We start from the raw sequence: 25665 nt of genomic DNA, 5'->3' as shown, positions 1-25665 counted from the left end.
GTGCCTGCGTCGATGTCTTTGCATGGGTTGCGCGCGACGTATGCAAATGCCGATACAGGCCATAGCACGCACTTTATTGATGCATTGACATGGAAGCACCTGGTTGAAACCCAAATGCGTTGCGCTTATGGCAATGCCGCGCTTCGCAATGCCGCTTATGCCAACGCAAGCGGCAACGAATCGGCACGCTTTACGCGATGCTCGCACCTGTGTGGCTCACGCGGTTGCGGCCGGCGTGTTTGGCCGCATACAGCGCGGCATCGGCGGCTTCGATCAGCGCATTGGGGGACGACGCAACGATCGCGTCGCGCGTGGCGCAGCCAGCGCTCACCGTGACGAGGCCGCCTGCGGCGGGAGAGGGAATGCCGAGCTGCTCGACGGCGGCGCGTGCGCGTTCGGCGAGCGCCGCGGCTTCGTCCGCTCCGGTATCGGGCAGGACGAGCGCGAATTCTTCGCCGCCATAGCGCGCGACGAAGCCGCCTGGCGCGTGCAGCGTGCTCGCAAGCGTGGCGGCGAGCGCGCCCGCTACGGCGCCGAGGCAGGCGTCGCCGTGCAGATGGCCGAAGGCGTCGTTGTAGTGCTTGAAGTGATCGACATCGAGCATCACGAGCGAGAGCGGTTGGCCGCTGCGCGCGGCGCGCTCGAAGGCCTGGCGAAACTGCTCGTCGAAATAGCTGCGGTTGTAGACCCGCGTGAGCGCATCGCGCGCGGAGGCGCGGATCAGCGTGGCGTGCTCTTCGGCGAGCTGGCGATAGAGCGCCGTCACTTCCCACACGAGCACGCACACGAGCACGCCAGGCGCGAACATGCTGAACACGCGCGCGACATACCAGCCCACCGTGAAGCGCTCGATGCTGAGCGTATTGAGCGCGGCGTCGACGAGCGAGGCGAGCAGCGCCACCACGATCCACAAATCGAGCACGAGGCGCAGCCGTCCCTTGAGCAGCACGAGTGCGATGGCGATCAGGTTGAGCGCGCAAATCACCAAGCCCGCGAGATTGTTCGCGATGGCCGACGCCGGCGAGGAAGCAGCGGCCGGCGCAGCGTTCGCAACGTCGCGAAACGGCGCGGCGAGATCGACGTGCGTGACGAGCACGCCGAGCAGGGCCGCGACTGCCGCCGGGCCTGCGATCAGCAGCCAGCCGCGTGCGTCGAGACGTTCGCGGGCGAACGGCGGGGCGGGCAGGCGCTTTCTCACCAGTTCGGCCACGATGACGAGCGCGGGAAAGCCCGCGTGCCAGAACACCCACATCCATGCCGCGCTATGCGGGAGCGCGCCGAGCAGCCCCGTGCGCGCGAACACGCCAGGAAACATCAATAGCTGCAGCGCAACGGTAATGGCCGTGAACGCGTAGGCGCCGCCCAGCGCGGCGAGCATGGCCACGCGCGTAGCCGCGAAACGCGCGCCCAGCAGGAATGCCGCGATGCTCGACGTGGTGAACACCGTGAGCGCGCACATCGGCATGAACGGGGCGATGCCGGGCAAAGTGTCGCGCGCATGCGGCGCCGCGAGCGCGAGCGTGAGGAGGATCGCAAACGCGCATACGCTGGCGAAGAGCGCCTGCCTGCGTGTTGCCGGACCGATCAGCAAGCCGTCCATACGATGACTATTGGGTTGATGCGCAGCTCGAGAATGGTGATCGTGGCGTGACAGCGTGAGGGGCCGCTCGCGTCCGGAAAGCAGACTAAATTGACTGAAGGTATTGTGCTCCGAATCGGCTAAATAGTGGGGCACGGATGCACGGGCCCAGTTATATTGAGTTTCGGTTTTGAGCGCGCTACATTGGGCGCGCGAATTTCAGCATCGCGCGATCGGTGGTCGCCACGCGCGGGCCTGTTTCATGTAATTTGCATGTAAGGATTGCTGATGATGCATCGCGTATCGCGCGACCACCGCGAAGGCTATGGCTGGCTCGGTGGTCGTGCGGGCCAGACGAGGCTTGGCTGGTCCGCGTTGGGCTTGGCTTGCGTGTTCGGCGCGCTCGCCTTCGCTTCTGCTCTGCCGTTCGATGCGCGCCTATGCGCCGTGATGTCGAGCGCGTGCCTCAACTTCTTCATCGTCGTCTTCGGCGCGCGGCTGTTGGCGGCGCGCGCGCCAGCCGGCGAACCGGTCTCGAAGACTTCGCTGCGCCTTTTGCGCCTCGCGTTCCAGCGCAATTCGGAGGCCGCCGACATGCGCGGCCTGCTGCGGTCGCTTCCGTGGCAAGGGTGGATCGCGCCGATCGCCGCACTCGTTTCGCTCGCGTTCGCCATCTCTGCGTGGACGTCTCCCGCCTTGGCGCCAACGGTTTCGCAACGTGCATCCGCGCCTTTTCTCGTCGCGGGAGCCGCTGCGCTCGTCATCGCGTTTGCCGCGCTCGTGGCCGAGCGCTTTCATGCGCAGCGCGCCGCGCAGTCGCGCGAATCCGCCGCGCTCGCGGGCCTGTTGCGCGTGGTGCTCGTCGCTGCGTTGAGTATGGCGGCATCGGTGGCGGCGCTGGCTTATGCGGGCGAGGCGCTCACGTGGCTCGTGCGTATCGTCGCCCTGCTTTCTGGCGCGATTGCTGTCGAACTCGGTCTGCGTGCGCTGCACGCCGCGTTGGCAATGCCCGACGAGGGCCGCTTCCTGCATAGCAGCATCGCGGGCGTGCTGAGCGTGCAGGCACGTCCGGTCGCCGCACTCAATGCCCAATTGCGTATGCGCTATGGCATCGATCTGGGGCAGAACTGGGCGCTCCAGAGCTTCGTGCGCCTCCTGCCAGGCGCGCTCGTGGCCATGGTGGCGGCAGGCTGGTTACTCGGCGGCGTGACGATCCTCGGCCCCGATCAGCGCGCCGTGTATGAGCGCTTCGGCGCACCTGTCGCGGTGTGGCAGCCGGGCCTGCATGTGGGCCTGCCCTGGCCCTTCGGCCGCGTGCGCGTGATCGACAACGGCGCGGTCCATCAACTGATCGTCTCGGGCAGCGCGAACGACAGCAGCCGCGCCGCGCCCGCCGTTGCCGCGGATGGCGACACGCCCGCGCAATTGAATCGCCTCTGGGACGTGGCGCATCCCTGGGAGACGACTCAGGTGATCGCGGGCACTAGCGGCGCCCAGCAGGCGTTCCAGATCGTGAGCGCGGACGTGCGGCTCGAGTATCGAGTCGGCCTTACGGACGCAGCGGCGCGCGCCTCGCTCTATCGAGCGGTCGACATGGACGACACGGTGCGCTCGATCGCGAACCGCGAGGTCGTGCGTTACCTCGCGTCGCGTACGCTGCCGTCGCTGCTCGACACGCCGCAAACGGCCATGGCCGGTGCGTTGCGCGGTGCTGTGCAGCACGAGCTGGACCGGCTCGCGAGTGGCATCGAGGTCGTGGCCGTGGTGATCGAGAGTGTGCATCCGCCCGCGGGCGCGGCCGCCGCGTATCACGGGGTGCAGGCCGCGCAGATTCGCGCGCAGGCCAGTGTGGTGCAGGCGCACGGCTTTGCGGCAGCCGCGCTCGGGCAAGCGCAGCAGCAGGCGATCGAGACCGTCGCGCTGGGCAGCGCAAACGCGGCGGACACGCTTGCCGCCGCGCGCGCCCAGCAGATCGGCTTCGACGCCGATGTGATCGCGCAGCAGCTCGGGGGCCCGGCATTCGGCTTCGAGTATTACCTGCACAGCCTGCAAAAAGGGCTGAAAAACGCGAGCGTAACCGTGATCGACGACCGGCTCGCGAGCGGCAGCCGCGCGACGATCGACCTGCGCACGCTGAGCCCGGCTACGGCGGCAGGCATGAAAAAGGCGTGGTGACCCGCTACCCCTATATATATAGCAAGGTGATTCGACAGTGAGCCTTTTGCATACGCACGGCGATGCGCATTCTCATCATCATCATGACCACGGCGCAGGCAGCTCCGGTGGCACGGGTGGACTCGCGCCCGTAGATCCGCGGCGTTTTGCGTTGCGCGTGGCGTTCGCGCTGTTCTGCGTGATCGTCGCGCTCATCGTGGCGAGCGTCGTGCAGGTGCGCGAGGGCGAGGCCACCGTCGTCACGCGCTTTGGCGACCCCGTGCGCGTGCTGCTGCGGCCCGGCCTCGCGTGGCGCCTGCCCGCGCCCATCGAGGCCGCGGTGCCGGTGGACCTGCGTCTGCACACGACCTCGAGCGGCCTGCAGGACGTCGGCACGCGCGATGGTCTGCGCATCATCGTGCAGGCGTATGTGGCATGGCGCGTGCCCGCCAACGCGAATGACATTGGCCGCTTCGTACGCGCCGTACGCAACGAACCCGACGAAGCCGCGCGCCAGATTCGCTCACTGGTCGGCTCGGCCTTGCAGACGACGTCGGCCGGCTTCGATCTCGCGTCGCTCGTGAACACCGATCCGTCGCAGGTCCGCATCGGTGCATTCGAAGAGGCGCTGCGCCGCCAGGTCGATGCGCAGGTGTATGCGGCCTATGGCGTGCACGTCGTGCAGGTGGGTCTCGAGCGTCTCACGCTGCCCGCCGTGACGCTGGCCGCGACGGTCGATCGCATGCGCGCCGAGCGCGAGACCGTGGCCGCGCAGCGCACGGCCGAAGGCCTGCGCGAAGCGGCGCAGATCCGCTCGGACGCCGATCGCGACGCGCGCGTGCTGATCGCCGACGCCAACGTGAAAGCCGCCGATATCGAGGCGCAATCGCGCAAGGATGCAGCGGCGATCTACGGCAAGAGCTACGCCGCCGATCCGCAGCTCTACACGATGCTGCGCTCGCTCGACACGCTCGGGACGGTCGTCAACAGCAACACGAACCTGATCCTGCGCACCGACGCCGCGCCGTTCCGCGCGCTGGTGCAGGGACCGCCCGGGCTCGGTGCGGCCACGGCGCCGTCGGGTGCAGTCGTTGCGCCCGCAACCACTGCGCACGCACGCGGGCGCACGCCATGAGCGCGAGCGACAATTTTCCGGCGCTCGGACCTGGCGCACAGGCGGTGCGTCTGTCATTCTGGTTCGTGGCGGCGCTGGCGGTGCTGGCCGCGCTCGCGTGGGCCACGTCGAACGTGCGCCGCATTCCCGCCGACAGGAGCGCCGTCGTGATGCGCTTTGGCGCCTACGTGCGCAGCCAGGGCGCGGGGCTGCTCGTCGCGTTGCCGCGGCCGTTCGAAACGGTGCTGCTCGTGCCGGGCAGCGAGCGTGTGCTCGAGAGGCGCATCGTCTCGCTCACGCGCGATCCCGCGGCGCCCGCGCAATTGAGCGATGCCAGCGACGCGCTCGCGGGTTCCGGCTACGTGCTCACGGGCGACAACGGCGTCGTGCAGGTGAGCGCGACGCTGTTCTACCGCGTGAGCGACCCTTACGCGTATGCGTTGCAGCTCGAGCATCTCGACGCCGCGCTCGAGCGCATCGTTTCGGCCGCGGTCGCGCAAACCGCCGCGCAACGCGACCTCGATTCAATCCTCGTCGCGCGCCCGGAGATGGTGGCCGCCGATCAGCAGATGGCCGCGCGCCGCGAACAATTGCGTGGCGATCTCGCGCGCGCGGTCCAGCGTCAACTCGACGCGCTGACGGCCGCGCACGCGGGGCTCGGCATCGAGGTCTCGCGCATGGATCTGCAAGCGTCGTTTCCGGCCTCGGCTGTCGATGCGTTCAACGCGGTGCTGACTTCGCTGCAGAACGCCGAACGCGATGTCGCGCAGGCGCGCACGCTCGCCGAAAAGACGCGGCAGCACGCGCAGCAAAGCGCCGACCGCATCGTGCAGGACGCGCAAGCCAGCGCGGCGGAGCGCGTGGCGACGGCGCAGTCGGAAACCTCGACGATCGCACAGCTCGAAGCGGCGCTCGGCGCGAACCGCGATCCGGGGCTGCTCGCGCGCGCGTATCGCGACCGCGTGCAGGCGGTGCTCGCGCACGCCGCGCGCGTGACGACGCTCGACCCCAACGACGCATCGAGCCTCGTGCTACCGGGGCGCGCGCCATGACCACGCCATACGACACGCCGGCGAGTCATCGCGCACCCGGCGCCGCACAGGAAGCCAGATCGGAGCCCGCACCCGATCATGCGCGCGAAGGGCACGGAGGTCACGACGGTCACGCAGGGCAATCCGTCGCCACGCTCGTCATGTCGGAAGCCGAGCGCCGCGCCATCACGCGCCACACGTTGCTCGCGCTGTTCGCGGGCGCGTTGCTGCTGCTCTCGCTCGCGTGGCCGCATCTGGCGCGCGGCGACGCCACGCTCGCGCAAGTGCTGGCGGCGGTCGCCTCGCTCGTGGTCGCGCCGCCCGTGTTCGCGGGCGCGTGGCGCAGCCTCAGGACGCCTTGTCTGCACGGCGTGACCGACCGGCTCATCGCGCTCGCCATGCTGGGCGCGTGGGCCGTGGGCGACATGACGACGGCCGCGCTCCTGCCCATCGTGATGACTTTCGGCCACGCGCTCGAAGAGCGCAGCGTGCTCGGCTCGCAGGAGGCGATCCGGGCGCTAGGCCGCCTCACTGCCGGCGACGTGCGGCGCGTGAGCACCACGGGCGCGATCGAGACCGTGCCCTATGACGCGCTGCGTCCCGGCGACGTCGTCGATGTGCTGCCCGGCTCGCGCGTGCCCGCGGACGGCATCGTGCGGCACGGCCGCTCGGCCATCGACAACGGGCCGATCACGGGCGAATCGTTGCCGCAGGACGCGGGCGAGGGCGCGCGCGTCTTCGGCGGCGCGATGAATCTGGACGGCCCGCTGCGCGTAGAGATCACGCACGTCGGCAAGGCCTCGACGCTGGGCAAAGTTGTCGAGCTGATGCAGCGTGCGGAGGCCGCGAAGCCGCCCATCACGCAGGCGCTTGAACGCTATATGGACGCGTACCTCGCGCTCGTGCTGCTGATCGCGGCGATCGTGTGGTTCGTGAGCGCGAACGCTTCGGCCATGCTGGCGGTGATCGTCGCCGCCTGCCCATGCGCGCTCGTGCTGGCGGCGCCTTCCACCGCGATCGCCGGGATTGCGGCGGGCGCGCGCCGCGGGATCTTGTTCAGGAATGCGGCCTTTATCGACGCGCTGGCCGAAATCGATACGCTCGTGATCGACAAGACGGGTACGCTCACGCACGGCGAGTTGCGCGTGACGACGGTGGTGCTGCAGCCGGGCGCGGACGAAGCCGGCACGCTGGCGCTGGCCGTGCAGCTCGCCCAGGTCAGCGCGCATCCGGTGTGTCGCGCGCTGTTGCGCTACGGCGCGCCGGGAACGCCGCACACCGCGCCGCCTCCGCACGCGCGCGAGATGCGCGGACTCGGCGTGCTCGCGACAGTGCCGGAAGGCGAAGCCGTGCTGGGCCGCCATGACCTGCTCGCACAATACGTGAGCGTGCTGCCGCCGATGCCTGCGGAGCTGGACGGCCCATGCGCAGGCATCGCGCTGAATGGCCGTCTGCTCGCATGGTTCGGTTTTGCCGACACGGTGCGCCCGGAAGCCCGCGACGCGTTGGACGGGCTGCGTGCGCTCGGCATCGAGCGTGCGACGCTGCTCACGGGCGACCGCGAGCGTGTGGCGCGCCGCGTGGCCGCCGAAGTGGGCATCGACACCGTGGTGGCGCATGCGCTGCCGCACGACAAGCTCGACTATGTGCTGGGCGAGATCGGCGCGGGGCGCCGCCCGATGGTGGTCGGCGACGGCCTGAACGACGTGCTTGCGATCAAGGCCGGCGCGACCAGCGTGGCGATGGGCGAGCGCGGCATCGATATCGCCGTGGCCGCCGCCGATATTGTGCTGCTCGCCGACGACCTGCGCCGGGTGCCGGACAGCGTGCGCCTCGGGCGGCGCTGCCGGCGCATTGCGACGGCGAATGCGGCGATCGGGCTCGCGTGGACGGTGGCCGTCATCACGCTGGCGGCGCTAGGCGTGGTGAGCGCCGTGGCGAGCGCGGTGCTGCACAACGTGGGCACGTTCGTGGTGATCGCGAACGCGGGGCGTCTCCTGCGCGAGGAGTGACGAACGACGAACTGCGTTAGTGCGGCACCGCCGTCAAGGTGCGCAGCTGCTCCAGCAGCTTCACCGCCGGGCTCGGCAGAATGCCGTGGCGCCGGCGAAACGCGGTGAGCATGCGCCGGCCCTCCACCCCCGGCATGTCCAGCGTATCGAACACGCCCGCCTTGCTTTCCGTGAGGTACATCGTCGATGCCATCCAGCTCAGGAACCCCGAGCGCGCCACGAGACTTTTGAGCGCCGTGATCGAGCGCGTTTGCACCACCACGTTCGGCAGGCCCAGCCCTTGCGCCGCGAAGACCTGCTCCATGTGCTCGAACGGCGCCGTGCCGCGCGGCGGAATCGCCCATTGTTCGTTCAGGGTGTCCGCGAGCGTGAGTTCGGGCTTCGCGCGCAACGGATGATCGTGCGCCGCCACCACGTAGCTGGAATCCTCCCAGCGGCAATCGCTGATCGCTGCGATTTCGTCGGTGTCGGGCACGGCCATGCTGAGCGCGAGATCGATCTCGCGTTTGACGAGCGCATCCGCGAGCCGGTCCCACACGCCTTCGAGAATTTCGACGCGCAGCCCCGGCCAGCGCCGCAGCACGCCGCTCACGGCGAGCGGCAGCACGAGGCTCGCAATGCTGCCCACCGCGCCCACGCGGATCGTGCCGCGCGCGAGGCCGCGCATGGCGTCGATTTCCTCGCGCGCCTGCTCGGCTTCGCGCTGCAGCAGGATGGCGTGCGGCAGGAGCGCCTCGCCCACGGCGGTGAGGTGCATGCCGCGCGAATGCCGCTCGAAAAGCGGCGCGCCCACCTGCTCCTCGAGGCGGCGGATCGCGCGCGAGAGCGCGGGCTGGGTCACGTGCAGCGTTTCCGCCGCGCGCCCGAGACTGCCCGCGGAGACGATGGTCGCGAACGCCTGCAGTTGCTGGAGGTTGTAAGTCATGCCCAAAGGTAATGCCTTTTGGCGAAATCCGCAATTTTCGGTTACCCGTAGCGTCGCGATAATGATCCTCCATTGAACGACGCGCTTTTTCGACAGGAGGCCTTGGATGACTGGCAGCGCGCCTCAGCAGAACCAGCAGAAGCAGGACCCCACGGCGACCCGCGGCGCCTTTACCGTGCGCGACGCGGTCATCGACTTCGCGCGCCGCGTGGGCATGACCTCGGTCTTCGCGAACCCCGGCTCGACCGAGCTGCCCATGTTCCGAGACTTTCCCGCCGACTTCCGCTACGTGCTCGGCCTCCAGGAAGCGGTCGTGGTCGGCATGGCCGACGGCTATGCGCAGGCCACCGGCAACGCGGCGCTCGTGAACCTGCACTCGGCGGCGGGCGTGGGCAACGCCATGGGCAACCTCTTCACGGCGTTTCGCAACCGCACGCCGCTCGTCGTCACGGCGGGCCAGCAGGCGCGCTCGATCTTGCCGTTCGACCCATTTCTCGCAGCCACCCAGGCCACTGAGCTGCCCAAGCCCTATGTGAAGTGGAGCATCGAGCCGGCGCGCGCGCAGGACGTGCCGCTCGCCATCGCGCGCGCTTATGCGATTGCCATGCAGGAGCCGCGCGGTCCGGTGTTCGTGTCGATTCCCGTGGACGACTGGGACCAGCCGGCCGAACGCGTGCCCGCGCGCTCGCTCGCGCACACCACGCGCCCCGAGCCCGCGATGCTGGCGAACATCGGCGCAGCGCTCGACGCGTGCGCGCGCCCCGCCTTCGTGGTGGGCGGCGCGGTGGATCGCGCGGGCGCGGCCGGCGAAGTGGTTCGGCTCGCGGAGCGCCATCGCGCGCGCGTATTCGTCGCCCCCATGACGGGCCGTTGCAGCTTTCCGGAAAAGCATCCGCTGTTCGCGGGCTTTCTGCCCGCCATGCGCGAGCGCATCGTCGAACTGCTCAGCGGGCACGATCTCGTGTTCGCGATCGGCGCGCCGGCGTTCACGTATCACGTGGAGGGCCACGGGCCGCACGTGCCGCCAGGCGCTGCGCTGTGCCAGTTGATCGACGACCCGAACACCGCCGCGTGGACGCCCGAGGGCATGGCCGCCGTGGGCAATGTGAGGCTGGGCGCGCTGGATCTACTGGAGCGGCCCGCGCCGGCCGTCGAGCGTGCGATGCCCGCGCCGCGCGCCGTGCCGCCGCGCGCCACGCCGCCCGCAGTGACGGGCGAGCGCATGTCGGTCGCCTATGCGCTGCAAACGCTCGCCGAAGTGCGCGACGCGGGCACGACCGTCGTCGAGGAAGCGCCCAGCTCGCGCCCGGTGATGCAGACGTATCTGCCCTACGAGCGCCCCGGCACCTTCCTCACGATGGACAGCGGCGGCCTGGGCTACGGCATGCCCGCCGCCGTGGGCGTGGCGCTCGCCAAGCCCGGCGAGCGCGTGATCGCGCTGATCGGCGACGGCTCCAGCATGTACTCGATCCAGGCGATCTGGAGCGCGGTGCAGCTCGAGCTGCCGATTACCTTCGTCATCCTGAACAACACGCGCTACGCCGCGCTGCAGGACTTCGCGCCCGTGTTCGGCTTCGCGCCGACCGACCCCGTGCAGGGCACCGACCTCCCGGGGCTCGATTTCGTCACGCTGGCCGCGGGCATGGGCTGCCCCGGTGTGCGTGTGAGCGAGGCGGGGCCGTTGCGCGATACGCTTGGCCGCGCGCTGGCCGGGCAGGGCCCGAAGCTGGTCGAGATGCTCGTCGCCTGAACGGTGCGCGCGCAACCCATCGAATTCACGTAAAGCGAGGAAAAAGGACATGCAAACCGTAACGATGCTGATCGACGGCGAAGCGGTGCAGGCACGCAACGGGGCGACGTTCGAGCGCCGCAATCCGCTCGACGGCACGGTGGCGAGCCGCGCGCCCGCGGCTACGGTGGAAGATGCCGTGGCCGCCGTCGATGCCGCCGCCGCCGCATTTCCGGTGTGGTCAGCCATGGGCCCGAGTGAGCGGCGTGCGCTGCTGACCCGGGCCGCGCATGCGCTCGAAGCCAAAGCCGAAGCGTTCGCCGCTGCGATGGCCGCGGAAACCGGCGCGTCGGGCATCTGGGCGGGCTTCAACGTGCATCTCGCGGCGGCGGGCCTGATCGAGGCTGCCGCGCTCACCACGCAGATCGGCGGCGAGCTGATTCCCTCCGACGTGCCCGGCAGCCTCGCCATGGGCGTGCGCCAGCCGGCCGGCGTCGTGCTCGGCCTCGCGCCGTGGAATGCGCCCGTGATCCTCGCGGTGCGCGCCATCGCGCTGCCGCTCGCATGCGGCAATACCGTCGTGCTCAAGGGTTCGGAGATCTGCCCGGCCACGCACCGTCTCATCGTCGCGGCGATGCAGGAGGCGGGCCTGCCGCGCGGCACCGTCAACTTCGTGACGAACGCGCTCGCCGATGCGGCGCACGTGGTCGAAGCCATGATCGCGCACCCGAAGGTGCGCCGCGTGAACTTCACGGGCTCCACGCGCGTGGGCCGCATCATCGCCGAAACCTGTGCGCGCTATCTGAAGCCATCGGTGCTCGAACTGGGCGGCAAGGCGCCGCTCGTCGTGCTCGACGACGCCGATATCGAAGCGGCAGCGCACGCGGCCGCGTTCGGCGCGTTCGCCAATTCCGGGCAGATCTGCATGTCGACGGAGCGCATCATCGTCGACGAGAGCATTGCCGACGCCTTCGTCGCGCGTCTCGGCGAGCGCGCCCGCGCGCTGCCGCTGGGCGATCCGCGCAAGGGTCCGGTCGTGCTCGGCTCGGTGGTGGACATGAGCACCGTGGAGCGCTGCAACGCGCTGATCGACGACGCGCTCGCCAAAGGCGCGACGCTCGTATGCGGCGGCAAGGCCGACAGCACGCTCATGCCCGCCACGCTGCTCGACCACGTCACGCTCGAGATGCGCCTCTACCACGACGAATCGTTCGGCCCCGTGAAGGGCATCGTGCGTGTGCGCGGCGAGGACGCTGCGATTGCCTGCGCGAATGACAACGCGTACGGGCTTTCGTCGGCGGTGTTCAGCCGCGATACGGCGCGTGCGTGGCGCGTCGCGCAGCGCATCGAATCGGGCATCTGCCACATCAACGGGCCGACCGTGCACGACGAAGCGCAGATGCCGTTCGGCGGCGTGAAGGAGAGCGGCTTTGGGCGCTTCGGCGGCAAGGCGGGGATTGCCGAATTCACCGAACTGCGCTGGATCACGCTGCAGACGGCGCCGCGCCACTATCCGTTCTAAGAGCGCGCCATGCATATCGCCATACTCGGCGCGGGCGCGATGGGTTCGCTGTTTGGCGGCCTGCTCGCTCTTGCGGGCCATCGCGTCACGCTGCTCGACGTCGATGAAGCTCACTTGAAGGCGATCAACGAAGCCGGTCTGCGGCTTACGACCGATGCGGGCGAGCGTGTCGTCACGAATCTCGAAGCGTTACGGCCGGAGGCGGCGACCACGCCAGTCGATCTGCTGATCGTTTTCACCAAGACGCTGCACACGCAGGCGGCGCTCGGCGCGGCGCACGCCGTGCTCGGGCCGCAAACCGCGTTGCTTTCGCTGCAGAACGGCCTCGGCAACGCCGAGCGTCTCGCGCGGTTCGCTGACCCGGCTCGCGTGATGATAGGCGTGACGACCTGGCCTGCCGACAAGAACGGGCCTGGCCGCGTGAGTTCGCACGGCCAGGGCGTGATTCGCCTGATGAGTGCGGACGGCGCGCATTCGCCGATGCTTGCCCGCGCGGTCCAGGCACTCAACGACGCCGGCCTCGCCTGCACCGTGGACGCCGATGTCTGGGCCGCGATCTGGGAGAAGGTCGCGTTCAACGCGGCGCTCAACAGCCTGTGCGCGGTGACGGGCTGCACCGTCGGCGAACTCACCAACGTGCCGGACGGCGAAGCGCTCGCGCTCAAGATCGTCGCGGAAGTCGCGGCGGTGGCGCACGCGCACGGCGTGGCCGTGAACGAAGCACATGTGGCCGACAACGTGCGGCACGCGCTCACGCATCACCGCGCGCATCGGCCTTCGATGCTTCAGGACGTGCTCGCTCGCCGCAAGACCGAGATCGAGGCCATCAACGGCGCGGTCGTCGAGGTCGCGCGCATGCGTGCTATCGCCGTGCCAAATACGGCGGCGCTGCTGCATCTCGTGCGCCTCGTCGATGCAAAGGAATCCGTATGAACTAGCCAATCAACGTCGCGACACCATGACAAACGAATGACTGCGCGTTCACAGCGCAGCAAAGGAGACAATTCATGACTTATGCCACGCCCGCCCCCGCTTCGGGAGCGACGCCGCGCGAGAGCGCCGCCATTACCGGCGGTACGGTCGATATCGGCCGCACGCTCGACGAAGGCGCGTATTCCACGCTGCAGAAGATCGCCGTGGTGCTGGCGGCCCTGTCGATCGTCGTCGATGGCTTCGACAGCCAGTTGATCGGCTTCGCGATTCCGGTGCTGATCAAGGAGTGGGGCATCACGCGCAATGCGTTCGCACCCGTCGTGGCGGCGGGGCTGGTCGGCATGGGCTTCGGCAGCGCATTCGCCGGCCTGTTCGCGGATCGCTTCGGACGCCGCTGGGCCGTGGTGGGCAGCGTGCTTGTGTTCGGCACCGCGACCTGCGCGATCGGCCTCGCGCCGAACGTGGCGGCCATCGCCGCGCTGCGCTTCATTGCCGGTTTTGGCATTGGCGGCGCGCTGCCGAGTTCGACGACGATGACAGCCGAATTCACGCCCGCGCGCCTTCGCACGTTTGCGGTGACGGCAACCATCGTGTGCGTGCCGCTCGGCGGCATGCTGGCGGGTATTTTCGCGGCGCAAGTGCTGCCGGTGTACGGCTGGCGCGGGCTCTTTTTCGCAGGCGGCGTGCTGCCCCTCGTGCTCGCCCTCGTGCTGCTCGTGGCGCTGCCCGAGTCGCCGCGCTTTCTCGCACGCCGCCCGAAGCGCTGGCCCGAACTCGTGCGCCTGCTCGGCCGCATGGCACGCGAGGTTGCCCCGGACGCGGTGTTCACCGACATGCGCGAGCAAAGCGCCGAAAAGCACGTGGGCTTCACGGCGCTCTTTCGCGACGGCCGCGCGCGCGACACCGTGGCGATCTGGTGGGCGTTCTTCATGTGCCTGCTCGCCGTGTACAGCGCGTTCAGCTGGCTGCCCGCCATGCTGACGAGCGAAGGTCTGAGCGTCTCGCTCGCCGGTTACGGGCTGAGCGCGTACAACCTGGGCGGCGTGATCGGCGCGTTGCTGTGTGCGCTCGCCATTGCGCGCTTCGGCTCGCGCGGGCCGCTCCTGCTGTGCTGCGCGGGCGGCGCGGCGAGCGCCTGGGTGATGCTCGGCGTGGGCGCGACCCAGCACACGGGCTTGCTGATTGCGGGTCTCGGCCTGCACGGCCTGTTCGTCAACGCGGTGCAATCGACCATGTACGCGCTGTGTGCCTACGTCTACCCAACGGGCGTGCGCGCGACGGGCACGGCCTCGGCGCTGGCGTTCGGCCGCGTGGGCGCGATCCTGAGCGCGTTTGCCGGAGCGGTGGTGATTACCGCAGGCGGCGCGGCGGCCTATCTGACGATGCTCGGCGCCGCCATGGCGCTGGTGCTGATCGCGCTGGCCGTGGTTGGCCGTCATATCCCGAAACGCGCGGGACAGCAGCGGATTTGACCCATTCCTGAGACCGGACGATGGCGTGGACCCGCGCCATCGCGTCCGGTCGGCCAGTTCATTCAATCAAGAGTCCTAATAAACGGCGCGTAACAAGACTGCGTGTCGGCTTTTTTACGCGTCCAATCCAAAACAACGACCGGCTGGCGGCGAGTCCGCGAGACCGGAACACCAGGAGAACACGGAGATCATGAAACTTCGGATCGCAGCAGGGCTGGCCTGCGCGGGCCTCAGCGCGTCGGCGTTCGCGCAGAGCAGCGTCACGCTCTATGGCATCGTCGATACCGGCGTCGAATACGTTTCGCACGCGAACGCGGCGGGCGACAGCGTGGTGCGCATGCCCGGCATTACCGGCGAAATGCCCTCGCGCTGGGGTGTGCGCGGCAGCGAGGGGCTGGGGGGAGGGTGGTCCACGATTTTCTCGCTGGAGAGTGGCTTCAACATGCGCGGCGGCACCTTGAACCAGGGCGGCCGGCTGTTCGGGCGCCAGGCGTGGGTGGGCATGAGCAGTCCCTATGGCAGCCTGACGTTCGGGCGTCAGTACACCATGACGTTCTGGGCGATCGCCGACGCCGATTTGCTCGGACCGGACATTTACGGCGGCACGGCTTCGTTCGACCAGTACCTGCCAAGCTCGCGCAGCGACAACACGGTCGTCTACAAGGGCAGCTACGGCGGCTTCACACTCGGCGCGACGTGGTCATTCGGGCGCGATTCGGCCGGCACCGGCAATTCGCCGGGCCAGGGCACCTGCGCGGGGCCTGTGCCGGGCAGCGCCCAGTCTTGCCGCGAATGGTCGGCGATGCTGCGCTACGACCGCAATGGCTACGGCGTCGCCGCGGCGTGGGACGAACAGCACGGGGGCCCGGGCGCGGCGGCGAACCTCTACGACGGCACGCCGACCTTCGCGCTGACGAACCCGGGCGACACCGACGTGCGCATCCAGCTCAACGGCTACGGCCATATCGGCGCGCTGCGCATCGGCGGCGGCTGGCTGGGCAGGCGCGTCGACACGGTTTCGGCTGAAACGCCCAACGTGCATACGGACCAGTTCTATCTCACGGCACAGTATCCGGTGACGGCGGCCTTTATCGTCGATGGCGGCGTGTACCACATCGTCAATAGCGACCACGACACGCGCGGCACGATCGCCGCATTGCGCAGCACGTATCAGCTCTCCAAGCGATCAGCCGTTTATCTGCAGGGCGCGTATTTGTGGAACAGCGCGAAGGCGGCCTACACGGTGAGCCAGGGCGGCGGCGGCACGACACCCGCACCGGGGGCGGGACAACTGGGGATCATGGCGGGTATCCGGCATAGCTTCTAGGGATGCGGCTGCCAGTGGCAGCACAACCCCGCGCGTTGCACGCGGACCTCGCCTGAACGAGGCGAGGTCCGCGTGGGCGATCAGAGACCGCTTACCGTCTTGACCGTCACCCACTGGCCGTTCTTCACCTGATAGACCGTGGAGGAACCGTTCTTGAGCGAGCCATTCGCGTTGTACTCGATATGGCCGGTAATGCCGTCGAAGGCGATGCTTTGCATCTTCGCGCGATAGTCGTCGGGCTTGGTCGAATTGGCGGCCTGCATCGCCTTGATGGCGGCCCACGCCGCGTCGTAGCCGAACGGCGCGTAAGAGAGCACGTCCACGCCGTACTTCTGCTTGAAGCGGTCGGCGAACTTCGCGCCGACCGGCGTGCTGTCAAGCGGACGGCCGTACTCCCACGCCATGGCGCCTTCGGACACGTCGCCCGCGAGCTTGACGAAGTCCACATCCTTCACGCCGCCGCCGCCCACGTACTGCGCCTTGATGCCGAGTTGGGCCATCTGCTTCATGATGCCGGCCGCCTGCGGATTAAGGGCGCCCACGAAAATCAGATCGGGGTTCTTGCTCTTGATGTTCGTGAGCTGCGTCTTGAAGTCCGTTGCCTGGTTCGTCGTGTACTCGCGGTCGACGATCTCGCCGCCATGCGCCTTGACGGCCTTCACGAATTCGTCGGCTTCGCCCTGGCCGAACGCCGTGCGGTCGTCGATGACGGCGATGCGCTTGGCCTTCGTCGTCGTGACCGCGTAGGCGCCCGCGGTGCCCGCGTTTTGCGCGTCGCTCGAGATCACCATGAAGATGTTCTTGAAGCCGCGGCCGCTGATGACCGGGTTCGTGGCGGCCGGATCGATGTCGGGCAGGCCTGCCTTTTCGTACAGCTCGGAAGCGGGAATGGTCGTGCCCGAGTTGAAGTGGCCGACGACGACCGAAACGCCTTCGTCCACCAGCTTTTGCGCGACCTGCACGCCCACGCGCGGGTCGGCCTGATCGTCTTCGGCGACGAGTTCGAACGAGACGGGCTGACCGTTGATTTTGACGCCTTGCGCCTTGGCGTCGTCGAGGGCCATCTTGACGCCGTTTTCCAGGTCTTTGCCGTAATTGGCGTTCGGTCCGGTGAGCGGCGCGGCAAAACCGATTTTAACGACGGTATCCGCGCGCGAGGCGAGCGGTGCAACAGCGAGAAGTGCTCCAACGGCAACTGCGATAGGGGTAAGAGTCTTCGCAAAACGCATGTTGTTTCCTTTGTCGGCAAGCATGGGTTTACTGCTGTGGCGTGCATACCGGCCGGGCTTGCCCGCTTCGCGCGGTTGGGGCGGCGGCCGGTTCACGACTCTCTTGTTCGCGTCGACTGCGGGTTGGGCTCCTCCAGAATAGGCGTGGTATCGATCGAACCGCCCCGCACGAAAAAGCGCCGGGGCGAGACGCTGAGAGCGACTATAGGAAGCCAATATCGCTTCGTCTTGGCCATTCACGACGGCTTCCATGCGCATTTCTGCATAGCCGGCCAAATCGGGGCAATCAGGACAAGTACGCCCTGCCGGTGCGAAACAAGACGTAATAGAAATGTAATCGACATGCGTGCCGGCTCCGGTAAATCTTCTTTGCGGAATCGTTGATGGTGACGCTGATGCAACTCGATCCATATCGCGGCCACGCGATCCAGCGCACCACACAGAGCGAAGATCCGGTATTCGCCAATCAGTCCGGCTCGACGATGATCGCAAGCGCGAGCCCGTTCGCCGTTGATGGCCGCGTAACCGGGTTGCGTGCACGCGTGAGCGCGGTGGTCGATCCCGCCGCGCAGCCGCAGCCGGTCGAACCGCTTCCGGGGCCTCCCGCACGCTGATTCCGACCGCACCTGGAGGGCGGTGGCGATGCTGGCCCAGGAGGCGCTGATAGACTTCGCGCATGCAACATAGGGGAAGCGATCATGGGCGCGTTCGAGCGTGTTCTGATGCGAGCGTTCGGTCGACCCGAAGGCATCCTCGGCCGGCTCGGCGGCACAGTCATGGCGCGGATGAACCAACCGTGCGCGGCATGGACGATCCACCTTCTCGAGATTCGGGAAAACGACCGGGTGCTTGAAATCGGGTTTGGGCCCGGCGCGGGTATTCAGCTGCTCGCAGCAGCGGCACCCTCCGGGCATGTTGACGGCATCGACCCATCACAGGAAATGCTGGAGCAGGCCACAGCCCGGAATGCCGCGGCAATCGCTCGTGGCCGGGTCCGCCTGCGAATCGGCGCAGTGGAGCGGTTGCCATTCGAAGACAACACCTTCGACAAGGTGCTGGCCATCAACTCCATGCAGGTTTGGCCGGACTCCGAAACCGGCCTGGCCGAGATACGGCGTGCCATGAAAGACGGGGGCGCAGTCGCACTCGGTTTCACTGCTTATTCGGGCCAACAGCCGGGCGGGTTGATCGAACGTCTAACAGCCGCTGGCTTCGTCGAAGCGAAGCTTGTCGAAACAGAGAAGGCTTTTTGCATGCTCGCTGTCAAACCATGAGCGAACAGGCCAGTATCGGCTATTTGGTAGGAATGCAGAATAAGCGTATAACGCTCCCGCTGACGTTTCCGTCCCGGCCGCCGTCAGCGCCTTCCCCGGCGAGAGCGATCAGGCCCCGCGCAGTTGGGCGAAACGGGCAAGGCACGACGCTCCATGCCGTCTCAGGGAGAGACGGCATGCTCTCCATCGCCCGACCTGGTCAGATGAAAAAAGCTTACGACCCGCCGAAGAACACCGGCTTCATCCCAGTCGGGCTGGCCGGATGGCCCATCTGCGACGTGCCGTTCATTGCAGGGCCATAGCCGCTACCCTGGCCGGCGGCGCTAGCTTCGGTGGCCGGCATGTTGGAGGGAAAGTCGACGGTATTCGCGTTGGCCGGATTGAAGCCGGCTTGCTGTAGCTGAGCGATCTCGGCCTGCACTTGCGCGCGCGTCAGCCCTCCATCCGACTGCGCCAACGATGCGATTGGCACAGCAATGACGGCGACCGCGCAAACTGTGTGGACTAGCGTCTTCATAATGGCCCACCTCCGGGTTAGTGACACCGGCTGACTCGTGCTGCAAACGGCCCGTTCATCCGAACCCTGGTTCGGCCCCTTGCCAGACTTTGCAGCGCTCAAGCGTTATCGTTGTCGTCTATTCCGATCGTATGCGCGAGTGATCGTTTTGGCCTCCATCATTTGATGGATGCTCTCGCCAAGCCGCGTCGAATCGATACCCAGGGCGTTACTGCCGAGGTCTGCGGAACTGTGCCGCAAGACTGGCCAGAATGGCCAGTGTTCCCACCGTTTCCAATAAGGCGCAGAGCATGGTGTCCTCACTGATTAGCGATGCAGCAGCAGGGGCGCATAAGTTTTCACGAAGAACGCCAGCGTGATGCAGGAGGTGACAAGCAGCGTGATGGTGCGAATGACGCGCGGCGGCGTCCGGCGCCCGATCCGGGCGCCGCTGTATCCCCCGATGATTGCGCCCACCAGCATGACCAGCGTCTCGGGCCAGTGCACCGCGTTGGCCACGATGAAGGCGAGTACCGCCACCATGTTCGCCGCACTGACCAGCAGCGTGCGCGGCGCGTTGAGATGCTTAAGGTCGGAGTTGTCGAGCAGTCCCCATATCGCAATCATCATGATCCCGACCGCGCCACCGAAATAGCCGCCATAGACGCCGAGCATGAACTGAACAGCCAGTACCGCGTTCGCGTGAATGTGCCAGCGGGCGCGCAACGCCTCGCCAATGCGCCGCCCGAACGCGAGCGCGATGGAAGCAACCAGCAGCAGCCATGGCAGTACGAACGTGAACGCTGCCGATGAGGTCCACAGCAACAGCAGCGCGCCGGCAAAGCCGCCGCAGAGCGTCGTCCCCAGCAGCGCGCGGAGCGACACGTTGCCCACCGGCCGCAGTCCGTCGCGATAGGCCCACGCGCTGGCCAGCCCACCCGGGAACAGCGCGACCGTGCTCGAAGTGTTCGCCTGAACCGGAGGCACGCCCGCAGCAATCAGGGCCGGCAAACTGACGAACGAGCCGCCCCCTGCCAGCGCGTTCATCGCCCCAGCCGCCAATCCAGCGGAAAAAACTAAAACCATCGTGTTCATGGAAGCGATGTTAGTCGTCACGTCGCACTCTCACAATCTGGCAATTCCGGTGCTAGACTTCGGAAACTCCGAAGATATGACACTTGGCCATGCGCTTCGACTTGACGGATATGCGGCTGTTCCTGAGCGTGGTGGAATGCGGGAGCCTGACACAAGGTGCCCGCACGATGCATCTTGCGCTCGCGTCGGTGAGTGAACGCATTGCCAGCATGGAGGCGGCGTTGGGCGCGCCGCTACTGGAACGCAACCGTCGTGGCGTGCGCACTACCGCTGCGGGCGACGCGCTGGTTCGCCATGCCCGTTCGATTTTGGGCCAGGTCGAAATGATGCGCGGCGAACTGCGAACCTACGCAACGGGCTTGAAAGGCCGCATCAGGTTGCTATCCAACACCGCCGCCATGGCGGCGTTCCTGCCGCCGCAGCTTTGCCGATTTCTGGCAGCGCATCGCGACCTGTCGATCGACCTGGAGGAGCGGCCCAGTGCGGAGATCGTCCAGACGCTCGTGGACAGGCGCGCAGATCTGGGCGTCGTTGCGGACATAACGGACCTCGGCACGCTGCAGACGCATCTGATCGCCCGTGACCGGCTCGTCGTGGTCGTCGGCCGGTCGCATCGTTTCGCCCAGCAGCCGGACGTAGCCTTTGCCGACATCCTGGGTGAGCCAATCGTGGGCGTGGCGGACACGGCGCTCGAAACCCATCTCGCGGAACGTGCATCGCGTCTGGGACGCCAACTCGACTACCGCATTCAGTTGCGCAACATCGAACATGTGGCCATGCACGTCGAAGCCGGGATCGGCATTTCGATCCTTTCCGATGGGCTCGCCAGAAAACTGCGCAGCGACGTGGTCGTGGTGCCACTGGCGGAGGCCTGGGCCACGCGGCGGCTTTATCTCTGTGCGCGCGACTTCTCGGCCCTGACTCCGCACGCGGGTCTGCTCGCGCAGCAGTTGCGGGAGTGTGCGCTGTAGAGGTCATTCATCGTTGAATGAGCGGCTGCTGGAGACTGCGAGGATTGGTTGGGGGCGGTTTTCCCTTTGCTCATTCGATTGGACGGCAAACGGACCAGTTTCAGTCACTGGACGATATTCGTTGGTCGTCCGCTTGCGGCTCGACAAGAGACAGTCGTGATTTCACGTCGCACTTTCGCGCCACACTCTGCGCGACACACTACAGAAGCCTGGGTCCTGCGAGAACCCTAAGGAGTGGGCTCGGTGCGCCGGCAGCTGTCGATCGATCATCGGTTATGCGCCAGGTGACTTTGCGTGGGTTTGAAGAGACTGATCTCACAACCGGTGTCCGCATTGTGAAACTCCAGCATCATGCCGTGCATGGCGGCAACGGCGGCGGCAAGACTGAGCCCCAGGCCGCTGCCGGGCGTATGACGGCTGGCCTCGCCACGATAGAAACGGCGCAGTACGGCATCGCGCTCGGCCCGGGCGATGCCTGGGCCATTGTCCTCGACCGTCAAGCCAGCGCCTCTTGCGTGCTGCCATAGCGTGATACGCACGGCTCCGCCGTGCGGCGCGAACTTGATGGCATTTTCCACCAGATTCGCCAGTGCCTCGAACAGCAGATTCGGATCGCCCTGGATCTCCAGCGGCCCGGACACGGTCCGTCGTAGCTCGAAGCTAATCTGCCTGTCTTCGGCAGCCGGCTCGTAGAACTCAAACACATCGTCGGCGACGGCGGCCAGATCGACGCTAGCGAAGCCGGCGCGGCGCACGCCGCTTTCGATTTCCGAAATACGCAGCAGTGCGTTGAAAGTGCGTAGCAGGCCGCTGGTTTCCATGATGGTTTCATCAATCGCCGCGCGATACTCTGCCTCGGTTTTGGCGCGCCGTTGCGCACGTTCGAGTCCGCCGAGCATTCGCGTGAGCGGCGTGCGCAGATCATGCGCAATCGCATCGCACACACCTTTGACTTCGTTCATCAGGCGTTCGATTTCGTCGAGCATCCCGTTCACGACGCCGACCAGCCGATCCACGTCGTCGCGTTTCGAATGCACTGGCAAACGCCTGCTGAGATTGCCCGCGACGATTTCCTCAATCGACGCGGTCACCGCATCGAGCCGCCGCATCGCCGAAATGCCAATCAGGCTCGCCCCGATCAGGCCGATCACGAGCGTGATCATCGCGGTGGAAAGCAGTGCATGCAGCAGTTCGTCGTCGAAGTGGTCGAGTTCGAGGGTGTTCTGGCATTGCAACGCGATGCGGCTATCGGGCAGGCGAGCGGCGATGCATCTGCCAGGCGGGTGGCCCGGCAGATTGGCCAGGCGCATCGAAAACGGCTTGTCGAACACGGGGATCGCCGGCTGATCGCCCGCATAGCCGCCGGCAAGATGTTTGCCGCTGGCGTCGAACAGGCCGAACGGGCGCTGGCGGCGCGGATCGAACTGGTTCTGATGCTCGAATCGCGCGACAAGTACGTCCGGCAATTCGCGTTTCAACTGGGCGTGCTCGCGAATCAGCCAGTCATCGATGCGTTCCTGTTCGAAGCCAGTGATCTCGCGGTACAGGTAACCGAACAGCAGCAACGCGATCACGCCGAACAGCACCAGAAACAGCGTGGCGAGGCGAAAGCCGGTGGTGCGGTGCAATTCAGGCAGGCGCATGCAGCATGTACCCCGAACCGCGCACGGTATCGATCATCGGAGCCGTCCCGTCCGGGTCGAGCTTCTTCCTGAGACGGCTGATATGTACGTCGATCACGTTGGTCCGCTCGTCGAGCCGGTAGTCCCATACCGCCTCGAACAGCATGGTGCGGCTCACCACCTGGCCTTCGTGCTGCATCAGGTATTCGAGCAGCCGGTACTCGCGCGGCAGCAGCGGTACCGGGCGGCCGGCGCAGGTCACTTCCCGTTTGAGTGGGTCCAGACGCAACGGGCCGACCTGGTACTCCTGCACGCCGGGCGCCGCCTCGCGCCGGCGCATCAACGCATCGAGCCGCGCGGTCAGTTCGATGAACTCGAACGGCTTGGTCAGATAGTCGTCGCCGCCGGCCCGCAAACCGCGCACACGTTCGTCGACCGCGGACAGCGCGCTCAGGATCAGCACCGGCGTGAGCACGCCGGCGCTGCGCAATGCAGACAGCATGCCGAGCCCTTCGAGGCCGCCCGGCAACATACGATCGAGCACGATAGCGTCATAAGTGTTGGCGACCGCGAGCATCAAACCGTCGCGCCCTGTGCTCGCGGCTTCGACCTTGCAGCCGTGATCCGTGAGCGCTTCGACGATTTCCGCGAGGGTCTGCTCGTCGTCCTCGACGACCAATACGTTCGACATGCCTTTTCCAGAAATGAGCGAGCGTCGAACGTGCGCCTGCCGGCCGTTTTACACTACGCTCGTACCTACGATGTCCGCAGTATGCCGCGCGAAGCTGTACAGGCATTTCGCGCCAACATGAAATAATTTTAATGTAAGCCCTCCATTGCCCCGATTGCGCATGCGAATCCTGCTGATCGAAGACGATACGCGCGCCAGCCAGTTCCTGGCGCGTGGCCTGAGCGAGAGCGGTCTGATTGTCGACACGGTAGCCGACGGTGCGACCGGGCTCGCCTATGCGCGAGAAGGCATCTACGACGTAATTGTGACTGATCGGCGCTTGCCGGCGCTCGACGGCGTGGCTCTCGTCCAGCAGTTGCGCGCCGGTGGGGATACAACGCCGGTGCTGATGCTGTCGGCGGTCGGTGACCTGTACGCACGCGTGGAGGCGCTTCGCGCAGGCTGCGACGACTATCTCGTCAAGCCGTATGCCTTTGTCGAAGTGCTGGCAAGAATCGAGGCGCTTGCGCGGCGGGCGGATCGCAGCAGGATGAGCGAGCGGCTCGAATGCGCGGATCTGGTGCTCGACACGCGGGCGCGGACAGCAAGCCGCGGCGGCCGAGATCTGCGTCTGCAGCACCGCGAATTCCTGTTGCTCGAATGTCTGGCGCGCCGCGAGGGGCAGGTTGTGACGCGCAGCATGCTGCTCGAGGCGGCGTGGAATTACGATTTCGAGCCGCGCGGCAACATCATCGACATGCACCTGCATCGGCTGCGGGCGAAGGTGGATCGCGACTTCCCGGTGGCGCTGATTCATACGGTGGTCGGCGCGGGATACGTGCTGAACCCGGCACCCTGACTCGCGCTGCAAGCCTCGCACGCCTGGCTTGGGAGCACCAACGCGGCTTGTTGCGCCCCATTAAATTAATTTAATCATCGGGCGAGAGCGCCGACAGGCCCCGCTGGCTAATCTGGCGACATTTCCAGTTGCCGGAGCGTTCTCCAATGTCAGGACTGTCCCGTTTGGCGCCGCTTTCGCGCGCAGTCAGTCCTCCTGCGCGCGTATCGTGCCTCTGGTGCCTGCGCGCCGCCTTGTGTGTGCTGGGCGTCGCGTTGCTGGCCGGGTGTTCCCTTGTGCCTGCCTGGCAACGGCCGGGCGTGCCACTGGCGCAATCTTTCGACGGTGCGGCCGGTGGGTCGCTCGCCGATACGGTGCCCGTCAGAAGCGGCTGGTGGCGCGAGTATCACGACCCCTCGCTCGACGGGCTGGTCGAGCGTAGCCTGCGCAACAACTTCACGCTGGCGTCGGCGATTGCGAGCGTCGAACAGGCACGCGGCAACGCAGAGAAAGCCGGCGCGCCGCAGTATCCATCGCTATCACTCGACGGCACTTTCGATCGCAGCCATCAGGGACGCGGTTCGACCACGAAGAGCCAGAGCCTCTTCGCCGAAGCCAGCTACGAGGTGGACTTCTGGGGCTTCAACGCCGCCAACGCCAGCGCGGCGGATCTGCTCGCGCGCGCGTCGGCGTTCGATCGCGATACGGTGGCGCTGACGCTAACCGCATCGGTCACCGACACGTATTTTCAGGTGCAGAGCCTGCGCCGCCGGCTCGCGATTGCGCGTTCCATTTCTGACGATGCCGGGCACATTCTGCAATTGCTGCTCGCGCAGCAACAGGCGGGCGTCGCGACCGAATTGCAGGTGCAGCAGCAGCGCAACGCGCTTGCCACGTTTCAGGCTGCCGTGCCGGCGCTGCAACAGCAGCTCGACACCAGCATTCATGCGCTTGCGGTGCTGGCGGGCACCGCGCCTGAACAGTTCACGGTCAGCGACACCGCGCTCGCCGACATCCCAATTCCCCAACCGCGTCCGAATCTGCCCGCGAGCCTGCTGGAAACGCGCCCCGACATCCGTTCGAAGGAAGCGCAGTTGCAGTCGGCGAATCAGAGTGTTGGCGCGGCGCGCGCGGCCTTTCTGCCGAACATCGTGCTGACCGCGGACGGCGGCCTGAGCAGCCGGTCGCTGTCGCACTTTCTGTCGAGCCCGTTCGCCAGTCTTGCGGCGTCGCTGGCAGCGCCGATCTTCGACGGCGGCGCACTGCGTGGCCAGTTGCACGCGAGCCAGGCGGCCGAAGCGAAGGGCGTCGCGGACTACCGGCAAGCCGTCATCACCGCGCTGCAGGACGTGGAAGACTCGCTCACGGCGGCGCAACAACAGCAGCTGGCGGAAGCCGCCGACCAGAACGCCGCCGACGCCGCCCGTAAAGCCGCCGCGCTCGCGCAGGCCCAGTACAAGCTCGGCACGGTTGACTTTCTGACCGTGCTCGACGCGCAACGCACGCTGTATCAGTCCGAAGACACACTGGTGCAGGCGCGGCTCGCGCGCCTGCAGGCATCGGTGAGCCTGTTTCGCGCTTTCGGCGGCGGCTTCGGCGTGACCGATAGCACCACCGCTTCCTCTTCTACGCCTTCCCGCTCATGAAACCTGCAGACTCTCCGCACCACGAG

22 protein-coding genes are annotated in these 25665 nt (G+C 67.0%); 15 read left to right on the top strand and 7 right to left on the bottom strand.

Annotated elements, in window-relative coordinates:
* Positions 1–190 precede the first annotated feature (190 nt).
* Positions 191–1600: a diguanylate cyclase domain-containing protein gene (locus M3A49_RS23555; protein WP_028208678.1), complete on the bottom strand. Its 1410-nt coding sequence runs from the start codon at positions 1598–1600 to the stop codon at positions 191–193.
* Positions 1601–1867: 267 nt separating this feature from the next.
* On the opposite strand from M3A49_RS23555, the gene M3A49_RS23550 reads away from it, so the two are divergent.
* Genes M3A49_RS23550 through M3A49_RS23535 form a run of 4 tightly spaced genes read left to right on the top strand, consistent with a single transcriptional unit; the run spans position 1868 to position 7890 of the window.
* Entirely contained in the window at positions 1868–3754 is a 1887-nt protein-coding gene (locus M3A49_RS23550) for an SPFH domain-containing protein (RefSeq protein WP_266231251.1), read from the top strand.
* A 37-nt stretch (positions 3755–3791) separates the two neighbouring features.
* Entirely contained in the window at positions 3792–4868 is a 1077-nt protein-coding gene (gene hflC, locus M3A49_RS23545) for a protease modulator HflC (protein WP_266231250.1), read from the top strand.
* Complete coding sequence (hflK, locus tag M3A49_RS23540; RefSeq protein WP_266231249.1) at positions 4865–5899, top strand: protease modulator HflK; 1035 nt, start codon at positions 4865–4867, stop codon at positions 5897–5899. The genes hflC and hflK overlap by 4 nt, the downstream gene beginning before the upstream one ends.
* A complete protein-coding gene (locus tag M3A49_RS23535; protein WP_266231248.1) occupies positions 5896–7890 on the top strand; it encodes a heavy metal translocating P-type ATPase in 1995 nt (664 codons plus the stop codon). The genes hflK and M3A49_RS23535 overlap by 4 nt, the downstream gene beginning before the upstream one ends.
* A gap of 16 nt (positions 7891–7906) precedes the next feature.
* On the opposite strand, the gene M3A49_RS23530 is transcribed toward M3A49_RS23535, so the two are convergent.
* Positions 7907–8815: a LysR family transcriptional regulator gene (locus M3A49_RS23530; RefSeq protein ID WP_254353075.1), complete on the bottom strand. Its 909-nt coding sequence runs from the start codon at positions 8813–8815 to the stop codon at positions 7907–7909.
* A gap of 106 nt (positions 8816–8921) precedes the next feature.
* Between M3A49_RS23530 and mdlC the strand changes: the two genes are divergently transcribed.
* From mdlC to M3A49_RS23505, 5 genes are all read left to right on the top strand, one after another.
* Positions 8922–10565 carry a benzoylformate decarboxylase gene (gene mdlC, locus M3A49_RS23525; RefSeq protein WP_266231247.1) on the top strand — a complete coding sequence of 548 codons (1644 nt, stop codon included), beginning with the start codon at positions 8922–8924 and terminating at the stop codon, positions 10563–10565.
* 49 nt (positions 10566–10614) lie between these two features.
* Positions 10615–12066: an aldehyde dehydrogenase gene (locus tag M3A49_RS23520; protein ID WP_266231246.1), complete on the top strand. Its 1452-nt coding sequence runs from the start codon at positions 10615–10617 to the stop codon at positions 12064–12066.
* Positions 12067–12075: 9 nt separating this feature from the next.
* Positions 12076–12999, top strand: coding sequence for a ketopantoate reductase family protein (locus tag M3A49_RS23515; protein WP_266231245.1), 924 nt, complete (start codon positions 12076–12078; stop codon positions 12997–12999).
* Between the two features lie 74 nt (positions 13000–13073).
* On the top strand, positions 13074–14471 hold the full coding sequence (locus M3A49_RS23510; protein WP_266231244.1) for an MFS transporter: 1398 nt from the start codon (positions 13074–13076) through the stop codon (positions 14469–14471).
* A 190-nt stretch (positions 14472–14661) separates the two neighbouring features.
* A complete protein-coding gene (locus M3A49_RS23505) occupies positions 14662–15798 on the top strand; it encodes a porin (RefSeq protein ID WP_266231243.1) in 1137 nt (378 codons plus the stop codon).
* A gap of 80 nt (positions 15799–15878) precedes the next feature.
* On the opposite strand, the gene M3A49_RS23500 is transcribed toward M3A49_RS23505, so the two are convergent.
* Positions 15879–17027, bottom strand: coding sequence for a branched-chain amino acid ABC transporter substrate-binding protein (locus M3A49_RS23500; protein ID WP_266231242.1), 1149 nt, complete (start codon positions 17025–17027; stop codon positions 15879–15881).
* A 395-nt stretch (positions 17028–17422) separates the two neighbouring features.
* On the opposite strand from M3A49_RS23500, the gene M3A49_RS23495 reads away from it, so the two are divergent.
* Both M3A49_RS23495 and M3A49_RS23490 read left to right on the top strand, forming a co-directional pair.
* Positions 17423–17641 carry a hypothetical protein gene (locus tag M3A49_RS23495; RefSeq protein ID WP_266231241.1) on the top strand — a complete coding sequence of 73 codons (219 nt, stop codon included), beginning with the start codon at positions 17423–17425 and terminating at the stop codon, positions 17639–17641.
* A gap of 84 nt (positions 17642–17725) precedes the next feature.
* Positions 17726–18301 carry a class I SAM-dependent methyltransferase gene (locus tag M3A49_RS23490; protein WP_266231240.1) on the top strand — a complete coding sequence of 192 codons (576 nt, stop codon included), beginning with the start codon at positions 17726–17728 and terminating at the stop codon, positions 18299–18301.
* A 214-nt stretch (positions 18302–18515) separates the two neighbouring features.
* Here the strand turns inward: M3A49_RS23490 and M3A49_RS23485 are convergent, their stop codons facing one another.
* Both M3A49_RS23485 and M3A49_RS23480 read right to left on the bottom strand, forming a co-directional pair.
* Positions 18516–18818 carry a DUF4148 domain-containing protein gene (locus tag M3A49_RS23485; RefSeq protein ID WP_266231239.1) on the bottom strand — a complete coding sequence of 101 codons (303 nt, stop codon included), beginning with the start codon at positions 18816–18818 and terminating at the stop codon, positions 18516–18518.
* A gap of 306 nt (positions 18819–19124) precedes the next feature.
* Positions 19125–19892, bottom strand: coding sequence for a sulfite exporter TauE/SafE family protein (locus M3A49_RS23480; RefSeq protein WP_266231238.1), 768 nt, complete (start codon positions 19890–19892; stop codon positions 19125–19127).
* A gap of 89 nt (positions 19893–19981) precedes the next feature.
* Here M3A49_RS23480 and M3A49_RS23475 point away from each other — a divergent pair, with 89 nt between their 5' ends.
* On the top strand, positions 19982–20863 hold the full coding sequence (locus M3A49_RS23475) for a LysR substrate-binding domain-containing protein (RefSeq protein WP_266231237.1): 882 nt from the start codon (positions 19982–19984) through the stop codon (positions 20861–20863).
* Between the two features lie 266 nt (positions 20864–21129).
* Here the strand turns inward: M3A49_RS23475 and M3A49_RS23470 are convergent, their stop codons facing one another.
* On the bottom strand, positions 21130–22026 hold the full coding sequence (locus M3A49_RS23470) for a sensor histidine kinase (RefSeq protein ID WP_266231236.1): 897 nt from the start codon (positions 22024–22026) through the stop codon (positions 21130–21132).
* Between the two features lie 18 nt (positions 22027–22044).
* Between M3A49_RS23470 and M3A49_RS23465 the strand changes: the two genes are divergently transcribed.
* Positions 22045–22578: a hypothetical protein gene (locus tag M3A49_RS23465; protein WP_266231235.1), complete on the top strand. Its 534-nt coding sequence runs from the start codon at positions 22045–22047 to the stop codon at positions 22576–22578.
* On the opposite strand, the gene M3A49_RS23460 is transcribed toward M3A49_RS23465, so the two are convergent.
* Complete coding sequence (locus tag M3A49_RS23460) at positions 22493–23176, bottom strand: response regulator transcription factor (protein ID WP_266231234.1); 684 nt, start codon at positions 23174–23176, stop codon at positions 22493–22495. The genes M3A49_RS23465 and M3A49_RS23460 overlap by 86 nt on opposite strands.
* A 160-nt stretch (positions 23177–23336) precedes the next feature.
* Here M3A49_RS23460 and M3A49_RS23455 point away from each other — a divergent pair, with 160 nt between their 5' ends.
* Together M3A49_RS23455 and M3A49_RS23450 are read left to right on the top strand one after the other, a co-directional pair.
* Entirely contained in the window at positions 23337–24014 is a 678-nt protein-coding gene (locus M3A49_RS23455; protein ID WP_254353085.1) for a response regulator transcription factor, read from the top strand.
* A 146-nt stretch (positions 24015–24160) separates the two neighbouring features.
* Positions 24161–25639: an efflux transporter outer membrane subunit gene (locus tag M3A49_RS23450; RefSeq protein WP_266231233.1), complete on the top strand. Its 1479-nt coding sequence runs from the start codon at positions 24161–24163 to the stop codon at positions 25637–25639.
* Positions 25640–25665 lie beyond the last annotated feature (26 nt).

It is taken from the genome of Paraburkholderia sp. CNPSo 3076, assembly GCF_026343935.1.
GTDB classification, from domain to species: domain Bacteria; phylum Pseudomonadota; class Gammaproteobacteria; order Burkholderiales; family Burkholderiaceae; genus Paraburkholderia; species Paraburkholderia nodosa.
Note: the sequence above shows the minus strand (reverse complement) of the source record. Positions and strands in the feature narration are given on the sequence as shown.